Here is a 17,978-nt window from a genome sequence, read left to right as displayed (position 1 = left end):
CCGTGCCGGTTCGTGGAGGGAGTCGGGCGTAGGAAGGGGCGGCCTGCGCCACGGGAAGCGGTCAGCGTTCCGCGGCGGGTCCGAACTTCCGGGGCGCGAGGGTCGCCAGCAGCGAGTTGACCACGAGGTCGGTCGAGGCCGCCATGTCCACGGTTCCGGGTGAGAGGAGCCACTGCACCTGGAGTCCGTCCATGACCGCGATGATGGCGTCGGCCGCGGTCTCGGCCCGGTCCCCACGGCCGGCGGGAAGGTCGCAGGCCTCGCGCAGGGCGTCGGCGACGAATGCGCGCAGTCCGCTGTAGCGGTCACGGAAGTAGGCCTGGGCGGGGTGGTTGTCCGTGACCGACTCCGCGGACAGCACGGCGTACAGCCGGACGATGCCCTCCCGTTCGGCGTTACGGAGCGCGGTGTCCACCAGGTGGCGCAGAAAGTGGAGGCCCTGGGGCCGGTCGGCCCCCAGCTGTTCGATGTCCGCCTGGTCGCGCAGCTCCAGGACGCTGGTGAGCAGGAGGGCCTTGGAGCGGAAGTAGTGCAGGACGCCCGCCTGGGTCAGACCGGCCTGTTCCGCGATCTCGGCGAGTGAGGCGTTGTTGTAACCGCGGGCACCGAAGGTGTCCATCGCGATGTGCAGGATGCGCTGCTGCCGCTGCTTGGCCTCCGCGCTGCGCGGGGTGCGGGGACGGGCCTTGTGGGCGGGTGTGCCCGCTGAAGGGTTGCTCACCCGCGCAGCCTAATCCCGCGCGTCCTCTCGACCGGTGGTCTCACCGCACGCCGCCGAATAAGTGACTCACATCACTTACTAACCACTCAGTGAGTGTGTTTTCATATCGACGTCCCTGAACTCCCCCTCATCGAGCGGCGCTTGACCACCGGTAACGCGATCGTCGGCCCGAAGTGGGACCGATGGGCCACCGGCCCCGTGCGCACCACCCCTTCAGGTAAGCCGCCGGCCCGCGCCTCGCCGAACACCACGGCGAGGCGCGGGCCGGCGAACCACCCGTACAGGTACGAACCGAAGGAGCCGCACCATGTCACCAGTCAGTCCCGCCCGCCGGCGGGCGGGAGCCGCGGGCGCCGCCCTGGCCCTGGCCGCCACCTGCCTCGGTCTGTCCGGCCCGGGCGCCGCCCAGGCCGCCGATCCCACGGCCCGGGTATGGATCACCACGCCGGACGGCAGCAGGAAACTGGCCGCCGAGGGCCCCATCCCCTTCACGGCCACGCCCCAGCCCGTCGACATACGTATCGACAGCAGCAGCAAGGGCCAGAAGTTCACCGGTGCGGGCGCCTCGGTGACCGGAGCCTCCGCGCACCTCATCCGGAGCCTTCCGCAGGACAAGCGTGACGAGCTGATGAGATCGCTGTTCTCCACCAGTGACGGCATCGGGCTCAACTACCTGCGTCAGCCGCTGGGAGACTCCGACTTCAACGCCACCGCCGGTTTCCACAGTTACGAGGACACCCGCGGCGCCTTCTCCGTCGCCCGCGACAAGAGCGAGATCATCCCGGTCCTGAAGCAGGCCGCCGGCATCAATCCCGCCATCCGCTTCATGGGGTCCCCCTGGTCCCCGCCCGCCTGGATGAAGACCAACAACTCGCTCATCGGCGGCAGCCTGAAGACCGGGAGCTACCAGGACTACGCCGACTACCTGGTCAAGGCCATCCGGGCGTACGGGCAGGAAGGGATCGGCCTGACCGATCTGACCGTGCAGAACGAACCGGAGTTCGCCGCCGGCTATCCCTCGATGACCATGACCTCGGGCGAGCAGGCGGCCTTCTTCAAGGTCCTCGACCGCACCCTCACGGCCGCGGGCCTCCCCACCAACCTGCTGGCCTACGACCACAACTGGGACCACCCGAACTACCCGGTCGAGGTCTTCGACGGGACCCGGGGCATCAACCGGGTGATCGGTGCGGCCTTCCATTGCTACGGCGGGACTCCCTCGGCCCAGCAACAGGTCGTCGACGCGGGCGAACGCGTCTTCTTCACCGAGTGCTCGGGGACCGACAGCGCGAACCCGGCCACGACCTTCGCCGACACACTGCGGTGGCACGCCGAGAACCTCGTCGTGCAGAACATGCGCCACGGCGGCGAGACCGTCATCAACTGGAACCTCGCTCTCGACCGGAACGGCGGTCCTCACCAGGGAGGTTGCGGCACCCGCTGCAACGGCGTCGTCGACATCGCGAACGGTGACGTCAGCCGCAACGCCGAGTACTACGTCCTCGGCCACGTCACCAAGTTCATCGAGGCCGGTGCCGACCGCATCGGTTCCACCAGCCAGGGCAGTGGCGGTGTGCAGAACGTCGCCTTCCAGAACCCCGACGGCAGCAGGGCCGCCTACGTGGTCAACACCGCTGCCGGTGCCCAGCGGTTCTCACTGACCGACAACGGCAGGTCCCTCGTCTACACCCTGCCCGCCGGCGCGGTCGCCACCTTCGTCTGGGACGGCACCACCACACCGCCCGCCGGCCCGATCGACCCGAACACCTGGTACCAGGTCAGGAACAGCAACAGCGGGGCCTGCCTGGACGCCGCCGACTGGGGCACCGCCGACGGCACCGCGCTCCAGCAGTGGGCCTGTGGCACCGGCGCCAACCAGAGCTGGCAGTTCCGCCCCACCGGCGACGGCGACTACCAGGTCGTCAACCGGCACAACGCCAAGGCCTGGGACGTCGACGGCGGCCCCGGTGCGACCGGTGACGGCGTCCGGGTGCACCTGTGGACCTACGCGGGCGGAAGCAACCAGCAGTGGAAGCCCCAGGCCGCCGGCACCGGCGGACAGTACCGCTTCACCGCCCGCCACAGCGGCAAGTGCCTGACGGTGGAGGGATCTTCCACGGCCGACGGTGCCAAGCTCTCGCAGCGGCCGTGCGACGGGTCCCCCGCCCAGGCGTTCACCCTGACCGGGTGACGCACAGGCGCGGCGGCCGGCGGCCTCGCCCCTGAAGAGGTGCCCGTCCGGGGGAGGCGCCCACGGCCCGCCGTGACGGGCCTGTCAGGAGAACGACGCCGTCTCCCCGCCCGGCCGGGCGGGAGGCGGCCTCTCTCAGACCGGGGGCACCGGCAGCGACGCCGTGAGCCGGAAGGCCATCCGGCCGAAGCTCACCTGGTCGCCGTCACGCACCACGACCGAGCCGACGACCCGCTGGCCGTTCACGCACGTGCCGTTCGTCGAACCGAGGTCACGCAGAACCCATCGGCTCCCGTGCGCGGTCAGTTCGGCGTGCGTCCGCGACACCGTCTCGTGGCTGAGCCTGAGCCCGTTGCCCGGGTCGCGGCCGATGCGCAGCGGGTGCGGCCCCGGCACCGGCAGCAGGAGTTTGGGCAGCCGCTCGGACTGCCACGCCCTGCGCACCCGGGCCGGAAAGGCGGATACTTCCTCCACCGCGCGGAACAGGCCGCGGGACCAGCGCCCGCCGGAGTCCAGATCGGAGGTGAGCGCCGCGAGTTCTTCGGGGCGCCGGGCTGTCAGGGCCAGTTCCATACGTCGCAGGAAGGTGTCGTGGGAGAGCTTTCCCTGCGCGGCACCGTCTCTGAGCACACCGAGCACACGGTCGCGCTGGGCGTCCGACAGCCGCGCGGGGTACGTGTAGGACTCGAAGGAGGACGTCACAGCACCGATTGTCGGGCCGACAGGCCCGAGGTGTCCAGACGGTGCCCGTTTCCGGCCGCCCTGATCAGGGCGGCTGTGAGCAGGTGCCCTCCCCTGCCACCGGGACGTCGTCGCCCTCGCGCGTTGCCCGGTGCCCGCGTCACGCCCCCTTCGAGCGCGCCTTCGATCGTGATCCGGACCAGCCGTGGACCGGCGGGGAGGGCGCCGCGGACGCCGTGCTGTCGGTGCCCCACGCGCCGGAAGCCTTCAGTGATCGCTGCGACCTCGCGGCAGACCTGGGCCCAGCGCCCGATGGGCACGAGAGCGCCTGCTCCCTGGAGTCTGTGCCACCCGTCATGCCCGCCGCGGGCCCGCACCGCCCGTCCGTCGCGTGACCTCCGGGCGGCGGAGCGCTTCTGGGTCTCGGGGCTCGGTCTCGAGGTCCTGTACCGGCAGGAGGCGGACGGTACTCCTGGCCGGCACTCGCTTCTCATGGTCGGCCGGCCCGATGCCACCTGGCATCTGGAACTCGTCCACGATCCCGCTGTCCCCGTGGATCCGCGGCCCACCCCGGAGGACCTGCTGGTGGTCTGCCCCGGCGAGCCGCTGCCCGGCTCTCTGGTGGAACGGCTCGGAAGGCAGGAGAGGAAGCGGGTGTCTGCTCGTAATCCGTACGGGGACCCCTGGGGTGTGACTCTCCAGGACACGGACGGGTATCCGCTGGTGCTGTCCACCCGCGCCTGGTCCAATCCGTAGAGCCCACCGCATGTGCTGGTCCCAGCCACTCGTCGACGGCAGCGACGAGCACGGTTGCCTCGTGACGGACCGCGCGCTCGTCGTGTCCCGCCGAATCCCTCCCGGTGGCCGCCGCGTTCGCCGCCGGCCGGTGCCGGGGCTCACACGGGCCGGCCACCGCGTCCCCCAGGAGCGCGTTCACCTGGGGTGAGTGCCGTTTCGTGCGTGCCGCCCGTGCGCTGCGCGCGGATGACGTCGCGGTACCAGGCGTAGGACTCCTTGGGGGTGCGCCGCAGGGTCTCGTAGTCGATGTGGACCAGACCGAACCGCTTGCTCGCGCCCTCGGTCCACTCGACGTTGTCGGTCAGTGACCAGGTGAAGTAGCCCCGTACGTCGACGCCCGCGTCGATGGCCGTGCGCAGTGCCTCCAGGTGCCCTTCCAGGAAGGTGATGCGGCGGCCGTCTGCGACGGGTTCGTCGACCGCACAGCCGTTCTCCGTGATGTAGACGGGCGGCAGCCGGTCGCCGAACCGGTCCCGGAGCCGGCCGAGGGTCTCCGCGAGCCCCTGCGGGACGACCGGCCAGCCGAAGTCGGTCGTGTCGTAGCCCTCGATCTCCCTGATGCCGAAGGGAAGCCCGGCGGGCATCGGGTAGCCGGAGAAGGAGTCGAGCGCTTCCGGCCTGGGGGCACCGACGAGGGTCGGGTTGTAGTAGTTGACGCCGTACCAGTCGAGGGGCGTGGAGATGGTCCTGAGATCGTCCTCGACCGGTCCCGGCATCAGGGCGGCGAATCCGTCGTCGGGGTAGCGGCCGGTGAGGACCGGGTCGGCGAACAGCCAGTTGGCCAGGGTGTCGTAGAGCTCTGCGCCCGTGCGGTCCTCCTCGGTGTCCCCCGCCGTCCAGACGGGGGTGTGGGAGAGCGCGATCCCGATGTTGCCGGCGCCCGCGGCGCGCAGAGCCCGTACGGCCAGGCCGTGGGCGAGCAGCTGGTGGTGGGCGGCCGGGAGGGCGTCGAAGAGGAGCGTGCGTCCGGGGGCGTGCTCACCGAGGGCGTAGCCGAGCATGGTCACCTCGGCGGGTTCGTTGATGGTGATCCACATGGGCACCCGGTCGGCGAGGTGTTCGGCGACGATGCCCGCGTACTCGGCGAAGCGGTAGGCGGTGTCCCGGTTGAGCCAGCCGCCCGCCTCGTCCAGCGGGAGCGGGGTGTCCCAGTGGTAGAGGGTCGGGGCCGGGGTGATGCCGTGGGCGCAGAGTTCGTCGACGAGGCGGTCGTAGAAGTCCAGCCCGGCAGGGTTGAGCGAGCCGCTGCCGCCGGGGACGACGCGGGGCCAGCTGATGGAGAAGCGGAAGGCGTCAGCGCCCAGTCCGGCGAGCAGGGCGACGTCCTCACGGTAGTGCTCGTGGAAGCCGGTGCCCCGGGTGGTGTCCGTGCCGTCCTTGATCCGGCCGGGCTGGGCGGCGAAGGCGTCCCACCCCGAGAGCCCTTTGCCGTCGGTGTCGAAGGCTCCCTCCGTCTGGAAAGCGGAGGCGGAGGCACCCCACAGGAAGCCGGGTGGGAAGGTCGGCACGGTCATCTCGGCCTCCAGCAGCCGTGGGAGGAACCTCGTGTTACTGCCCGGGTTCACCGCGAATGAGCAGAACCCGGTAGGGCAATGATCAGGACCAGACCTTAATCGCCAGTTACGGGCTCGCTCCAGTGTCCCGGGGCGGTGCGTGCGAATTCCGCTGATCATGGGGCTTCTGGCGGGGCATCCGGTTCATGGACGAGGAGTGATGGATGCAGTTCGAGGTGTGGGCCCCTGAGGCCGGTTCGGCCGCGCTGTGCACGGCGGGCGGCCGCAGGCCGATGGAGCGCGACCCGCTGCGTGCGGGCTGGTGGACGGCCGAGGCCGAGGCGGCGGACGGTGACCGTTACGGCTTCGCGCTCGACGGCGGGCCCGTGCTGCCCGATCCGCGTTCCCGCCGCCAGCCGGACGGGCCCCACGGCGAGAGCGCCGTCGTCGACCACGCCGCGTACGCCTGGCGCGCCGAATGGGCCGGGCGCGGGCTGCCGGACGCCGTCCTGTACGAGCTGCACATCGGCACGTTCACGGAGGCGGGTACCTTCGACGCCGCGGCCGAGCGGCTCGGCCACCTCGTGGACCTCGGCATCACCCATGTGGAGCTGATGCCCGTCTGTCCCTTCCCGGGCACGCACGGGTGGGGCTACGAAGGAGTGTCGCTCTGGGCGGTGCACGAGCCCTACGGCGGTCCGGAAGGGCTCAAGCGCTTCGTCGACACGGCGCACGGCCTGGGGCTCGCGGTCGTCCTGGACGTGGTCCACAACCACCTGGGTCCCTCGGGCAACTACCTGCCGGTCTTCGGCCCGTACTTCACGGACACGCACCACACCCCCTGGGGCTCGGCGGTCAACCTCGACGCCCCTGGATCGGACGAGGTGCGCGCCTATCTGCTGGGCAGCGCTCTCGCCTGGCTGCGGGACTACCGCCTCGACGGGCTGCGCCTGGACGCCGTCCACGCGCTGGCCGACGGTCGCGCGCTCACCTTCCTGGAGGAGCTCTCCGGCGCCGTCGACACCCTCGCGTCGGAACTCGGCCGTCCGCTCAGTCTGATCGCGGAGTCCGATCTCTGCGATCCGCGTACGACCACTCCGCGCACGGAGGGCGGTATCGGTCTGCACGCCCAGTGGAACGACGACTTCCACCACGCCCTGCACACCGCCCTCACCGGCGAGTCCCAGGGCTACTACGCCGACTTCGCGGCAGCCCCGCTGGCCGCCCTGGCCAAGACCGTGACCAGAGCGTTCTTCCACAACGGTACGTACTCCAGCTTCCGGGGGCGGACGCACGGCCGCCCCGTCGACGTCACCCGGACGCCCGCCCAGCGTTTCGTCGGGTACGCCCAGACCCACGACCAGATCGGCAACCGTGCCCTCGGCGACCGGCTCGCCGCCGGGCTCTCCCCCGGGCTCCAGGCGTGCGCGGCGGCGCTCGTGCTCACCGGGCCCTTCCTCCCGATGCTCTTCATGGGCGAGGAGTGGGGGGCCCGCACCCCGTGGCAGTTCTTCACCGACCACACCGACCCGGATCTCGCCCGCGCCGTACGCGACGGCAGGCGACGGGAGTTCGCGGCGCACGGCTGGGCCGAGGGGGACGTTCCCGATCCGCAGGACCCGGCCACCCGGGCCCGCTCCTGCCTCGACTGGGGCGAGCCTGAGCGCGAGCCCCACGCCCGGCTGCGCGCCTGGTACCGCGAGCTGATCGCCCTGCGCCGCGCGCTTCCGGACCTCTCCGATCCGGATCTGGCCTCGGTGCGGGCGGCGTACGACGAGGAGGCCCGCTGGATCGCGTACCGCAGGGGCGATCTGCGGATCGCGGTCAACCTCTCCGGGAAGCCCGCCGCCGTCCCGCTGGGCGCCGGCCGTCACCGGACAGGCGGGGGGAGGGTACTGGCCGCGTGGGAGCCGGCCGTGGCTCCGGGCGCCGGCGGAGTGCTGCACCTGCCGCCGGAATCATGTGTCGTGCTCGCCGACGACTGAGCAACGCCCTTGCGTTCGTGTGCATTTCAGCTCCTGTGGTCACCGGCGTCTACCGGGGATCAGGCGGAGGGGGATCCATGAGGCAGCGTTTTCCGGGGCGTGCGGGGCTGCGCGTCAGCGAGCTGCGCCCCGGCACCCTGGTCAGGGCCGGAAAGGTGCGCTGTCTCGGCGCGAGCAACCTGTCCGCCTCCCAGCTCCGGCGCTCCCAGGACCTGGCGCACCGCAACGGCTGGGAGCCCTACGTCAGTCCCCAGCCGCTCCACGGCCTGCCGGCGCGCGAGACCGGAGGGGAGCCGGTCCCGGTGAGCCCGGCGGAGGGCATCGGTGTCATCCCCGTCAGCCCACTCCAGAGGGCTGACGGGGAAGTACCGGCGGGGCGCGTGACCGCTGCGGAGCCCGGCATCCGAGAGCCCCACCAGCAGGAGCCGGGCCGTGAAGCCTGGCGGGAGAGGGACGACGAGGAGACGTGGCGGGTCGTCGCGGTCGCGGAGGAGACCGGACGGACACCGGCGCGGGTGGCTCCGCGCCGGCTGCTCGGACGCCCCGGTGTCACGGCCCCGATCGCCGGGGCGCGCACACCCGGGCAGCCCACCGGCAGTCTCGGCGCCACCGGCCGGGAGCCGGCTCCGGAGCGGACGGCTCGCCTCGACGCGGCGAGCGGGCGTCCGCTGCCTCGTCCCTACGACGTGCCGCACCGGTTCCGCGGCCGCGAGCCGCAGGACCGAGGACAGGTGCTACTCGACGATCGCCAGTTCACGCGCGGTGGTGTTCAGTCGCCTGCCCCCGTTCTCCGTGACCGTGACGATGTCCTCGATGCGGACGCCGAAGCGACCGGGCAGGTAGATGCCCGGCTCGACGGAGAAACACATCCCGGGGACCAGCGGCTGCTCCTCGCCCTCGATCATGTAGGGCGGTTCATGGGTGGTGACGCCGATGCCGTGGCCGGTGCGGTGGATGAAGCGCTCGCCGTAGCCGAATTCGGTGATGACGGCGCGGGCCGCCCGGTCGATCTCCTGGCAGGCCACCCCGGGCCGCACGGCACGGCAGCCGGCCTCCTGCGCCTCCCGTACGACGTCGTGGACCCGCCGCTCCTCGGCGGTGGGTTCGCCTACGTGGACCGTGCGGGAGGTGTCGGAGCCGTAGCCGTGCATCAGCCCGCCGAAGTCCAGGACGACCATGTCCCCCTGCTCGATGGTGCGGCCGCCCGCCTCGTGGTGCGGGTTCGCGCCGTTCGGGCCCGAACCGACCACGGTGAAGTCGACCTGCGAATGCCCGTGTTCGGTGAGGAGCGCGGCCAGATCGGCGGCCACCTCGCTCTCCCGGCGGCCGGAGAACCGGACCTTCAGGATCTGCTCGTACGCCGCGTCGGCGGCGGCCCCCGCGGCGGCGAGCCTCTCCAGCTCGGCGGTGTCCTTGACGGCACGCAGCATCGGCAGGACCTCGGTGAGCGAGGCGTAGGAGGTGTCGGGGAGAAGCTTGTGCAGTGCCAGCAGGTGCAGTGCCCAGGCGTTGTCGCTGATCCCGAACCGGCCCTCGGTGTGCAGCAGTCCGGCGGTCAGGGTGTACGGGTTCGCGGCGTCGGTCCAGTCCCGCAGGGTGAGCGCGGGGGCGCCCGCCGCGCGCTCGGCGTCCGCCGCCTCGAGGGCGGGGACGACGAGGACGGGGTCGTGGCCGGCCCTGAGGACGAGCAGGGTGAGACGCTCGGTGTCCGCCGTCGGCCGGTAACCGGTGAGGTGGTCCATGTCGGGCCCGGGTGCCACGAGGACACCGGCCAGGCCCGCGGCTTCGGCGGACTCGGCCGCGCGGGTCATCCTGGCCCGGTAGTCGTCGGCGGTGAAGGGCACGGGCTGGTCGTCACTGGGCATGGGAAACCTCCTGGCGGGACGCGACGCGGCACTCAGCATCCTGCCCGTCGGCGCGGACGGACGCGAGCGGGATACGGGAACGCGCCGGGCGTGCTCAGCCGAGCCGTACGACGAGGTCGGCGCGGTCGCGGTGCCGCTCGACCAGCCGGGCGTTGCGCTCGTCGGAGCCGGCGGCCCAGCGCTCGGCGTACGGGCGGGGCTTGCCGAAGCGCACGTGCCGGTCCACGAGTCTGCTCATCCGCAGCCCCGGGTCGGCGTCCAGGAACCACGCCTCGTCCAGCAGGCCGCGCACAGGCGCCCAGGGCCCCTCGTCCAGAAGCAGGTAGTTGCCCTCGGTCACGACGAGCGGGACGTCCGCGGGGACGCACACGGACCCGGCGACCGGTTCCTCCAGCGCCCGGTCGAAGGCGGGCGCGTACACCGGGTCCAGGCCTTCGGGGTGGCGCAGCCGGCGGAGCAGGGCCGCGTAGCCGGCCGCGTCGAAGGTGTCGGGGGCACCCTTGCGGTCCGCCCGCCCGAGGCGTTCCAGCTCCGCCCCCGCAAGGTGGAAGCCGTCCATCGGGACGAGGACCGCGCGTTCCTCGAGCTCCCCGACGATCCGGGCGGCCAGGGTGGACTTCCCGGCGCCGGGCGCTCCCGCGATGCCCAGGATCCGCCGGCGGCCGCCGGCGGCGAGGCGGCGGGCGCGGTCGGTCAGCGCGGCGGGGTCGTTCGAGTCCATGACGGGCATTGTCCCCGGCCCGGCCCCGCCCACGTTAGTGTTACGTATAACCATCTACCCGTACCCCCCTGAGGACGAGGATCGGTCCCATGTCCCACATCGCCCTGGTCACGCTGGTCGTCCACGACTACGACGAGGCCCTCTCCTTCTACACCGGCGCCCTCGGCTTCGAGCTGGCGGAGGACACGGACCGGGGCGACGGGTCCCGCTGGGTCGTCGTGCGGCCGCGGGGCTCGACGGGTACCGGTCTGCTGCTGGCGCGCGCCAGGAACGAGGCCCAGCGGGCGGGCGTCGGGGCTCAGGCGGGCGGCCGGGTCGGCTTCTTCCTGCACACGGAGGACTTCGCGGGCGACCACGAGCGGATGCGGGCCGCCGGGGTCCGCTTCCTGGAGGAGCCGAGGCACGAGCCGTACGGCTCCGTCGCGGTGTTCGAGGACCTCTACGGCAACCGGTGGGACCTGCTGCAGCCGGTGTGAGCACGCCCCTTCCCGGGGGAGCACCGCCCCTGCCATGAGCAGCCCACGGCACCGAATGACAGTCCGCCGGCCTGCGAGGCACGGTACGGCTGGGATCGCAGGGCATCGGCGGTCGTGGCCGCTCCCTTCACCGCGGCCCTGGCGGTGGCGGGCTCCGGGCCGCCCTCACGGCCGCCGTCCTCCGGTACGCCCCGGACGTGCCGGTGGCCGGAGGCCGGGCGGCCGGCACACCGGTGAGCACCGGACACCGGCTACGCGGGGTCTGCCGCCGCACGCAGCGCTTCGAGGACCGGCTTGATCAGCGGGTGCCCCTCGGCTCCCTGCCGTACCGCGGCGAAGACCCGCCGGGTCGGGGCGACGCCCTCCACCGGCCGTACGACGAACCCGCCGGGCTCCGTGCCGCGCAGCGCCGAGCGGGGCACCAGTGCCACCCCGGCGCCCGCTCCGGCCAGGGCGACCACGGCGTGGAAGTCGTCCGACGAGTGCTCCAGCAAGGGCTCGAAGCCTGCGTACTCGCAGGCCAGGACCACTACGTCGTGACAGGGGTTGCCGGGGTACGGGCCGATCCACGTGTCCTTGGCGAGCTCGGCGACGGCGACGTGGTCCTGGCCCGCGAGACGGTGGCCGGCCGGCAGCACCGCGTCGAAGGGCTCGGAGTACAGCGGCACCCGGGTCAGCCGCCGGTCGTCGTCACCGGGCGCGCCCCGGTATTCGACGGCGACCGCCACATCGACCTGACGGTCCAGCACCATCGGTACGCTCGCGTCGCCCTCGGCATCCTGCACCCGGACCCGGATCCCCGGCGCGGTGCGGGTGAGCCCGGCGATCGCGGGGGCGAGGACGAGCCCGATACCGGTGGCGAACGCGGCGACGGTGACCGTCCCCGCGACGCCCGCGCTGTAGTCGGCGAGTTCCGCCTCCGCCCGCTCCAGTTGGGCGAGGACGGCATTGGCGTGGGTCAGCAGGATCTCCCCGGCGGCGGTCAGCCGGGCGCCCCGGGCCCCGCGCTCGACCAGCCGGTGGCCGGTCTCCTGCTCCAGGGCGGCGAGCTGCTGGGAGACCGCCGAGGGGGTCAGGTACAGCGCGGCGGCGGCTGCGGTCACCGTGCGGTGGTCGGCCACCGCACGGAGGATACGCAGCCGCCGTGCATCGATCATGCGCTCATTGTCCCAGCTCGGAGGCGCTCCTACGCCTCCAGCGCGGCCCGTGCGTCGACGAACGCGTCCACGGCCCGGTGGACGTCGTCGGTGGAGTGCGCGGCGGAGAGCTGGACGCGGATGCGTGCGGCCCCCTGCGGGACGACGGGGTACGAGAAACCGATCACGTAGACGCCGCGCTCCAGGAGCAGCTCCGCCATCCGGCCGGCCTTCGCCGCGTCCCCGATCATCACGGGGGCGATGGCGTGGTCGCCCGGCAGGACGTCGAAGCCCTCCTCGGTCATCCGGGAGCGGAAGAGCGTGGTGTTGGCGTCGAGCCGCTCCCGCAGCTCGTCCGCGGACTCCAGCAGGTCGATGACCTTGAGGGAGGCCGCGGCGATGACCGGGGCGAGCGAGTTGGAGAAGAGGTACGGGCGCGAGCGCTGGCGCAGCAGCGCGACGATCTCGGCGCGCGCGGCGACGTACCCGCCGGACGCGCCGCCCAGGGCCTTGCCGAGGGTGCCGGTGATGATGTCGACGCGGTCCATGACCCCGTGCAGTTCGGGGGTGCCCCGGCCGCCGGGGCCGACGAAACCGACCGCGTGGGAGTCGTCGACCATGACCATGGCGCCGTAGCGGTCGGCGAGGTCGCAGATCTCCGCGAGCGGGGCGACGTAGCCGTCCATGGAGAAGACCCCGTCGGTGACGACGAGCCGGCGCCGGGCCCCGGAGGCCTCCTTGAGCTGCTGCTCCAGGTCGGCCATGTCGCGGTTGGCGTAGCGGTAGCGCTTCGCCTTGGAGAGGCGGATGCCGTCGATGATGGAGGCGTGGTTGAGGGCGTCGGAGATCACCGCGTCCTCGGGGCCGAGGAGGGTCTCGAAGACTCCGCCGTTGGCGTCGAAGCAGGAGGAGTAGAGGATCGTGTCCTCCTGCCCGAGGAAGGACGACAGGCGCTGCTCCAGCTCCTTGTGGACCTCCTGGGTGCCGCAGATGAAGCGGACCGACGCCAGCCCGTAGCCCCAGCGGTCCAGCGCCTCGTGGGCCGCGGCGACGACCTCGGGGTGGTCGGCGAGGCCCAGGTAGTTGTTGGCGCAGAAGTTGAGCACCTCGCCCGCGCGGTCTTCCCCGGGCTCCCGGCTTCGCTCGAGCAGGGGGGACCCCATCGAGGTGACGGAGACTCTGGCGGACTGCGGGGTGCCGATGACCCGCTCGGGCTTCTGGAGTCCGGCGTCACGGATCTCGTCGAGAGTGGTGCGCAGGTCGTCGCGTACGGAATCGAACATGAAGGATGTCTCCCAGGTGGATACGGGTGCGTACGAGGAGCTTCAGGCAGCCCAGTCGAGCAGGACCTTGCCACCGAGACCACTCGCGGCGTCGTCGAACGCGGCCTCGAAGTCGCGGTAACCGTACCGGCCGGTGATCACCGGGGCGAGGTCCAGCCCGCCTTCCAGGAGTACGGACATGGCGTACCACGTCTCGTACATCTCGCGGCCGTAGATGCCCTTGATCGTGAGCATCGAGGTGACGACCCGGGACCAGTCGACGGGGAACTCGGCGGACGGCAGGCCGAGCATCGCGATCCGGCCGCCGTGCGTCATGTTGGCGATCATGTCCTGCATGGCCTCGGGGCGTCCGGACATCTCCAGGCCGATGTCGAAGCCTTCGCGCAGCCCGAGCCGGCGCTGGCCGTCGGCGACGGTCCCGCTCCCGACGTTCAGGGCGAGATCCACCCCGACCTTCCTCGCCAGTTCGAGCCGGGCCTCACTCACATCGGTGATGACGACGTTGCGGGCTCCCGCGTGGCGGGCGACCGCCGCGGCCATGATGCCGATCGGGCCCGCGCCGGTGATCAGCACGTCCTCGCCGACCAGCGGGAAGGACAGCGCGGTGTGCACGGCGTTGCCGAACGGGTCGAAGATCGCGGCGACGTCGAGGTCGACCTCGTTCCGGTGCACCCAGACGTTCGACGCGGGCAGCGCCAGGTACTCGGCGAACGCCCCGTCACGGCCCACGCCGAGCCCGAGGGTGGAGCGGCACAGGTGCCGGCGCCCGGCGAGACAGTTGCGGCACTTCCCGCAGACCAGGTGGCCTTCGCCGCTGACCAGGTCGCCGACCTCGATGTCGACGACGTCCGCACCGATTCCGGCGACCTCGCCGACGAACTCGTGGCCCAGGACGAGCGGTGTACGCACCGCCTGCTGCGCCCAGCCGTCGTAGTCACGGATGTGCAGGTCGGTGCCGCAGATCCCGGTGCGCAGGACCTTGATCAGGACATCCCCGGGGCCGGTCTCCGGCTCCGGCACGTCCATCAGCCACAGTCCCGGCTCGGCCTTGTGCTTCACGAGTGCCTTCACGGCTGCGGCTCCCTGTACCCGGTACCTGGTGGACACCCCGCCCCGGGCATGCCGAGGACGGCCTGCGCGAGGTGGCGGGGGCGCGACGGACGGGACAGGGCGAAACGCCTGTCCACGCACTCTCCGCCGTCACCGAGAAATGTGCCGTACCCGGGCCCGCGGGTCCATCGAGGATTTCTTAAGCGCGGCCGTAGGTCCGCTTCAGACCTCCGCGCTCCGGCCCTCTCCGGGCGCTCCGCCCGGACCGCGCCTCAGGGGCGGGGCCAGGGCCGCCCGTCGAGGTTCTCGATGTCGCTGTTGAGGCGCTTGAGGTAGGCGGCGAAGACGGTCACCTCGTCGGGCGACCAGTCGGCCATGACCCGCTCCAGGCCGCTGATGTTCTCCGCGCGCTCCGCGTCGAGACTGCGTTCACCCTCAAGGGTGATGCGGAACTTGCGGGCGATGCCCCCGTCGGGATCCGGGATGCGTTCGACGAGCCCGGCCCGCAGCATGGCGGCCGTCTGCCGGTTCAGGGTGGAGGCGTCGAGACCGAAGGCGTCGCTGAGCTGCCCGATGGACATCGGCCCCTGCATACGGATCCTGCTCAGCAAGGTGTACGCGCTGCGGTCGAGGCGTCCGCCGCCGCGCCTCGACCGGGGCGCCCCCGGCTGGAGGTGCCGGCCGAGCAGCATCGTCTCGAACTCGATCAAGTGCGTCGGCTTGTCCATCGGTCCTTCTCTCGACCGCCTTCGCGGCGCCTCGGGGCTTTCCACGGCACATATACCACTCACGGCTCCGCCCGGGCTCACACCACATTTAAGTATGTTGACATAGCTATCTTTTCGTATCTATGCTGCGGGCGTGCCCGACCCCACTGCGCCCGGCCAGGGCCCCGACCACGTAGCCTGCGTGCTCGTGACGGTCCTGCCTGCGCTGCACCGGGGGCTGGAGCGGAAGATCGCGCACGAGTTCCCCCATCCCCGGCTTCCCGACGGCCAGATGGCGTTGCTGTTCCTCGTCGAGGAGCGCGAAGGAATCACCGTCCGCGAGGCGGCCGAGGCGCTGCTGATGAAGCCGAACAACCTCAGCGCCCTCGTCTCCCAGCTCACCGACGTGGGGCTGCTGGAGCGCAGGCAGGACGCGGAGGACAGGCGGGTGGCCCATCTGCACCCGACGGCTACGGCCCGGGAGCGGCTCGCCGAAGCGCGGACGATCAAGGAAGCCCACCTGGCACGCGCCTTGCACACCCTCACCGAGGGGGAGCTCGACGCCCTCGGGGCGGCCCTGGGCGCGCTGGTGTCACTGAACGGGCGCCTCCACTCCCCCACCCGCTGACTCCCCCGCCGGGTACGGCCGTGACCTGGCCCCGGGCCCGGCCGCGGCCGGGTGCCGCCATGTGCGCGGCTGCGGCACGGCCGCCGTGAGGCACGCCTCCTCGTCATTCCGAAGTTTCACAGACAAGGCTTTCACATGTCCTCCACCACCGTGGACACCCCCTCCCTGCCCGAGAACAGTCCACCCGGCGCGTCCAAGGGCAGGCGCAGCAATCCCTGGCTGACACTGATCGCCGTCGCGATCGGTCTGTTCATGGTCAACCTCGACGGCTCCGTCGTCTCGATAGCCAACCCGGAGATCGGCCGGGACCTCGACGCGTCCACCGCCGATCTGCAGTGGGTCACCAACGCCTATCTGATCGCCATGGCCGCCCTCCTGATCCTGGGCGGCAAGCTCGGCGACCGTTTCGGGCGGCACACGGTCTACATGGCCGGCACCGTGGGCTTCACCCTGGCCTCGGTCGCGATCGGTCTCGCCGGCTCGATCGGAGGCGTGATCGCCTTCCGTGCGGCACAAGGGCTCTTCGCCGCCCTCCTGATCCCCAACACCCTCGGTCTGCTGCGTGCGGTCTTCCCGCCCCGGAAGTTCGGTATGGCCGTGGGTCTGTGGGCCATGGTGGCGTCCTGCTCCACCGCGCTCGGCCCGATCGCCGGCGGTCTGCTCATCGAGCACGTCAGCTGGGAGTCGGTCTTCTACATCAACGCCCCCATCGGCGTCGCCGCACTGGTCATGAGCCTGCTGGTGCTGCCGAAGAGCAAGGACTCCACCGGGCGCCACCGCTTCGACGTGCCCGGCGTCGTCCTTCTGGCTGTCGGCCTGGTGGCCCTGGTCTTCGGTGTGGTCAAGGGCGAGACCTGGGGCTGGACCTCCGGCAGCACGCTGGGGTCGATCGCCGCGGGCCTCGTCGTGCTGGCCGTCTTCTGCTGGTACGAGACGCGCCAGGCGCACCCGCTGCTGCCGATGCGTCTCTTCCGCAACCGTTCGCTGACCATCGGCACGCTCGTCACGGCGATCAACTTCTTCGTCCTGCTCGGTGTCATCTTCTTCCTGATGCTGTACCTGCAGAACGTGCGCGGCTTCACCCCGGTCGAGGCCGGCGTCCGCACCCTGCCGCTCAGCCTGGCCACCGTCGTCGCCTCACCGCTCGGCGCCGCCCTGACCCAGCGCTTCGGGCCGAGGCTGACCATGCCCGTGGGCATGGTGCTCCAGGCGGCGGCCTCCCTCTGGATGCTGACCTGGGACGCCGGTTCCCCGTACGCCGCGATGTGGCCGCCGTTCCTCGCCATCGGACTGGGCGTCGGCATGGTGATGTCCGCGTCCTCCGACGCCATCGTCGGCAACGCCCCGAGGAAGGACGGCGGCGTCGCGGGCGGTCTGCAGGCCACCTCGCTGCAGATCGGCGGTGCGCTCGGCACCTCCGTGCTGGTCTCCCTGATCAGCGGCAAGGTGGGGTCCACCCTCACCGGCGAGCTGACCTCCGCCGGTGTCCCGGCGAATGCGGCGGCCGGCTTCGAGGGGTCCGAGGACGCGGTGGCCATGGGTGTCTCGCCCGTATCGGCCGGCATGCCGGCGCAGCTGAGGGCCGCGGTGATCGAGGGCAGCGGAAACGCGTTCATGAACGGCGTGCACTCCGCCGTGACCGTCACCGCGGTCCTGTGCGCCGTCGGCGCGCTGCTGGCCGGCTTCGGCATGCGCCGTCACGCCGGACCGGAGGCCGTGGAGGACTGAGGACCGCCGGGCCTCCTCACGCCGGCGGTACGAACGTCCTGAGGGCCTCGTTCAGCCACTGCGGCCGGTCCTCGGGGACGAGGGCCTGCGCCCCGCCCCGGTCGCTCATCACCAGCGTGACGTCCCTGAGGTCCGGCTCCTCCGGGAACTCCGCCACCAGGCGGGCGACTCCCGGAACCGTGAGGTCGGCGCCGGGACGCGTCGGCCTGCGGCGGGCACCCGGCAGCAGCGTGGGCACCGCGCACCGGGAACCGGAGCGCAGCCCGGGGACGAGGTGGCAACCAGAGCGAACCGTTCATCGCCACCCCGTGCGGCGGGACCGCCACGGACCCTTCGCCGCCCGTGTCCTCGTACCCCACCACTCCTGCGGAAAGCGCCACTTCGGTCATACGGCCGGCCCAGGACGTCCTCGTGCGACGTGTGGCCCAAGGGACCGTCAGGGCTTGATAGCGTCGCCCGCACGACTGCGGAAAGCTCCCCGCCGGGGTCGTCGCTCCGCCGGGCCGGGCCGCACC

At 71.8% G+C, this 17,978-nt stretch carries 15 protein-coding genes and 2 pseudogenes; 7 read left to right on the top strand and 10 right to left on the bottom strand.

The window, feature by feature from the left end; genetic code table 11:
- Positions 1-61: 61 nt before the first annotated feature.
- Positions 62-721, bottom strand: a complete 660-nt coding sequence (locus tag ACF1FZ_RS17890) for a TetR/AcrR family transcriptional regulator (protein ID WP_391774326.1) — start codon at positions 719-721, stop codon at positions 62-64.
- A gap of 307 nt (positions 722-1,028) precedes the next feature.
- Here ACF1FZ_RS17890 and ACF1FZ_RS17885 point away from each other — a divergent pair, with 307 nt between their 5' ends.
- Positions 1,029-2,912 (top strand): RICIN domain-containing protein, encoded by a 1,884-nt coding sequence (locus tag ACF1FZ_RS17885; protein ID WP_391774325.1) that lies wholly within the window; start codon positions 1,029-1,031, stop codon positions 2,910-2,912.
- Between the two features lie 135 nt (positions 2,913-3,047).
- On the opposite strand, the gene ACF1FZ_RS17880 is transcribed toward ACF1FZ_RS17885, so the two are convergent.
- The gene (locus ACF1FZ_RS17880) at positions 3,048-3,614 is read right to left on the bottom strand and encodes an FHA domain-containing protein (RefSeq protein ID WP_391774324.1); all 567 of its coding nucleotides are present in this window, start codon (positions 3,612-3,614) and stop codon (positions 3,048-3,050) included.
- A 291-nt stretch (positions 3,615-3,905) separates the two neighbouring features.
- On the opposite strand from ACF1FZ_RS17880, the gene ACF1FZ_RS17875 reads away from it, so the two are divergent.
- A complete protein-coding gene (locus ACF1FZ_RS17875) occupies positions 3,906-4,349 on the top strand; it encodes a VOC family protein (RefSeq protein ID WP_391774485.1) in 444 nt (147 codons plus the stop codon).
- A gap of 140 nt (positions 4,350-4,489) precedes the next feature.
- Here ACF1FZ_RS17875 and ACF1FZ_RS17870 read toward each other — a convergent pair whose 3' ends face one another.
- Entirely contained in the window at positions 4,490-5,905 is a 1,416-nt protein-coding gene (locus ACF1FZ_RS17870) for a GH1 family beta-glucosidase (protein WP_391774323.1), read from the bottom strand.
- A gap of 203 nt (positions 5,906-6,108) precedes the next feature.
- Here ACF1FZ_RS17870 and treZ point away from each other — a divergent pair, with 203 nt between their 5' ends.
- Together treZ and ACF1FZ_RS17860 are read left to right on the top strand one after the other, a co-directional pair.
- Positions 6,109-7,869 carry a malto-oligosyltrehalose trehalohydrolase gene (treZ, locus tag ACF1FZ_RS17865; RefSeq protein WP_391774322.1) on the top strand — a complete coding sequence of 587 codons (1,761 nt, stop codon included), beginning with the start codon at positions 6,109-6,111 and terminating at the stop codon, positions 7,867-7,869.
- Positions 7,845-8,507: pseudogene (locus tag ACF1FZ_RS17860) on the top strand (aldo/keto reductase); the annotation flags it as partial. The gene treZ and the pseudogene ACF1FZ_RS17860, both read left to right, overlap by 25 nt.
- A gap of 96 nt (positions 8,508-8,603) precedes the next feature.
- Here ACF1FZ_RS17860 and ACF1FZ_RS17855 read toward each other — a convergent pair.
- A complete protein-coding gene (locus ACF1FZ_RS17855) occupies positions 8,604-9,734 on the bottom strand; it encodes a M24 family metallopeptidase (RefSeq protein WP_391774321.1) in 1,131 nt (376 codons plus the stop codon).
- Between the two features lie 94 nt (positions 9,735-9,828).
- On the bottom strand, positions 9,829-10,455 hold the full coding sequence (locus tag ACF1FZ_RS17850; protein WP_391774320.1) for a nucleoside/nucleotide kinase family protein: 627 nt from the start codon (positions 10,453-10,455) through the stop codon (positions 9,829-9,831).
- A gap of 89 nt (positions 10,456-10,544) precedes the next feature.
- Between ACF1FZ_RS17850 and ACF1FZ_RS17845 the strand changes: the two genes are divergently transcribed.
- Positions 10,545-10,931 carry a VOC family protein gene (locus tag ACF1FZ_RS17845; protein WP_391774319.1) on the top strand — a complete coding sequence of 129 codons (387 nt, stop codon included), beginning with the start codon at positions 10,545-10,547 and terminating at the stop codon, positions 10,929-10,931.
- Positions 10,932-11,182: 251 nt separating this feature from the next.
- On the opposite strand, the gene ACF1FZ_RS17840 is transcribed toward ACF1FZ_RS17845, so the two are convergent.
- The 4 genes from ACF1FZ_RS17840 to ACF1FZ_RS17825 all read right to left on the bottom strand — a co-directional run bounded on the left by ACF1FZ_RS17840 (position 11,183) and on the right by ACF1FZ_RS17825 (position 15,128).
- Positions 11,183-12,088, bottom strand: a complete 906-nt coding sequence (locus ACF1FZ_RS17840; RefSeq protein WP_391774318.1) for a LysR family transcriptional regulator — start codon at positions 12,086-12,088, stop codon at positions 11,183-11,185.
- A 29-nt stretch (positions 12,089-12,117) separates the two neighbouring features.
- Entirely contained in the window at positions 12,118-13,350 is a 1,233-nt protein-coding gene (locus ACF1FZ_RS17835) for a glycine C-acetyltransferase (RefSeq protein WP_391774317.1), read from the bottom strand.
- 42 nt (positions 13,351-13,392) lie between these two features.
- Positions 13,393-14,421: an L-threonine 3-dehydrogenase gene (gene tdh, locus ACF1FZ_RS17830; protein WP_391774316.1), complete on the bottom strand. Its 1,029-nt coding sequence runs from the start codon at positions 14,419-14,421 to the stop codon at positions 13,393-13,395.
- A 251-nt stretch (positions 14,422-14,672) separates the two neighbouring features.
- Positions 14,673-15,128 (bottom strand): MarR family winged helix-turn-helix transcriptional regulator, encoded by a 456-nt coding sequence (locus tag ACF1FZ_RS17825; protein ID WP_391774315.1) that lies wholly within the window; start codon positions 15,126-15,128, stop codon positions 14,673-14,675.
- A gap of 133 nt (positions 15,129-15,261) precedes the next feature.
- On the opposite strand from ACF1FZ_RS17825, the gene ACF1FZ_RS17820 reads away from it, so the two are divergent.
- A complete protein-coding gene (locus ACF1FZ_RS17820) occupies positions 15,262-15,735 on the top strand; it encodes a MarR family winged helix-turn-helix transcriptional regulator (RefSeq protein ID WP_391774314.1) in 474 nt (157 codons plus the stop codon).
- A 135-nt stretch (positions 15,736-15,870) separates the two neighbouring features.
- On the top strand, positions 15,871-17,463 hold the full coding sequence (locus ACF1FZ_RS17815; protein ID WP_391774313.1) for an MFS transporter: 1,593 nt from the start codon (positions 15,871-15,873) through the stop codon (positions 17,461-17,463).
- Between the two features lie 79 nt (positions 17,464-17,542).
- Here the strand turns inward: ACF1FZ_RS17815 and ACF1FZ_RS17810 are convergent.
- Positions 17,543-17,852 (bottom strand): annotated as a pseudogene (locus ACF1FZ_RS17810) (alpha/beta hydrolase); the annotation flags it as partial.
- Positions 17,853-17,978 lie beyond the last annotated feature (126 nt).

Source organism: Streptomyces sp. NPDC014623 (genome assembly GCF_043088245.1).
Taxonomy (GTDB): domain Bacteria; phylum Actinomycetota; class Actinomycetes; order Streptomycetales; family Streptomycetaceae; genus Streptomyces.
The sequence above is the reverse complement of the archived record's forward strand: the minus strand, read 5'-3'. Positions and strand labels throughout refer to the sequence as shown.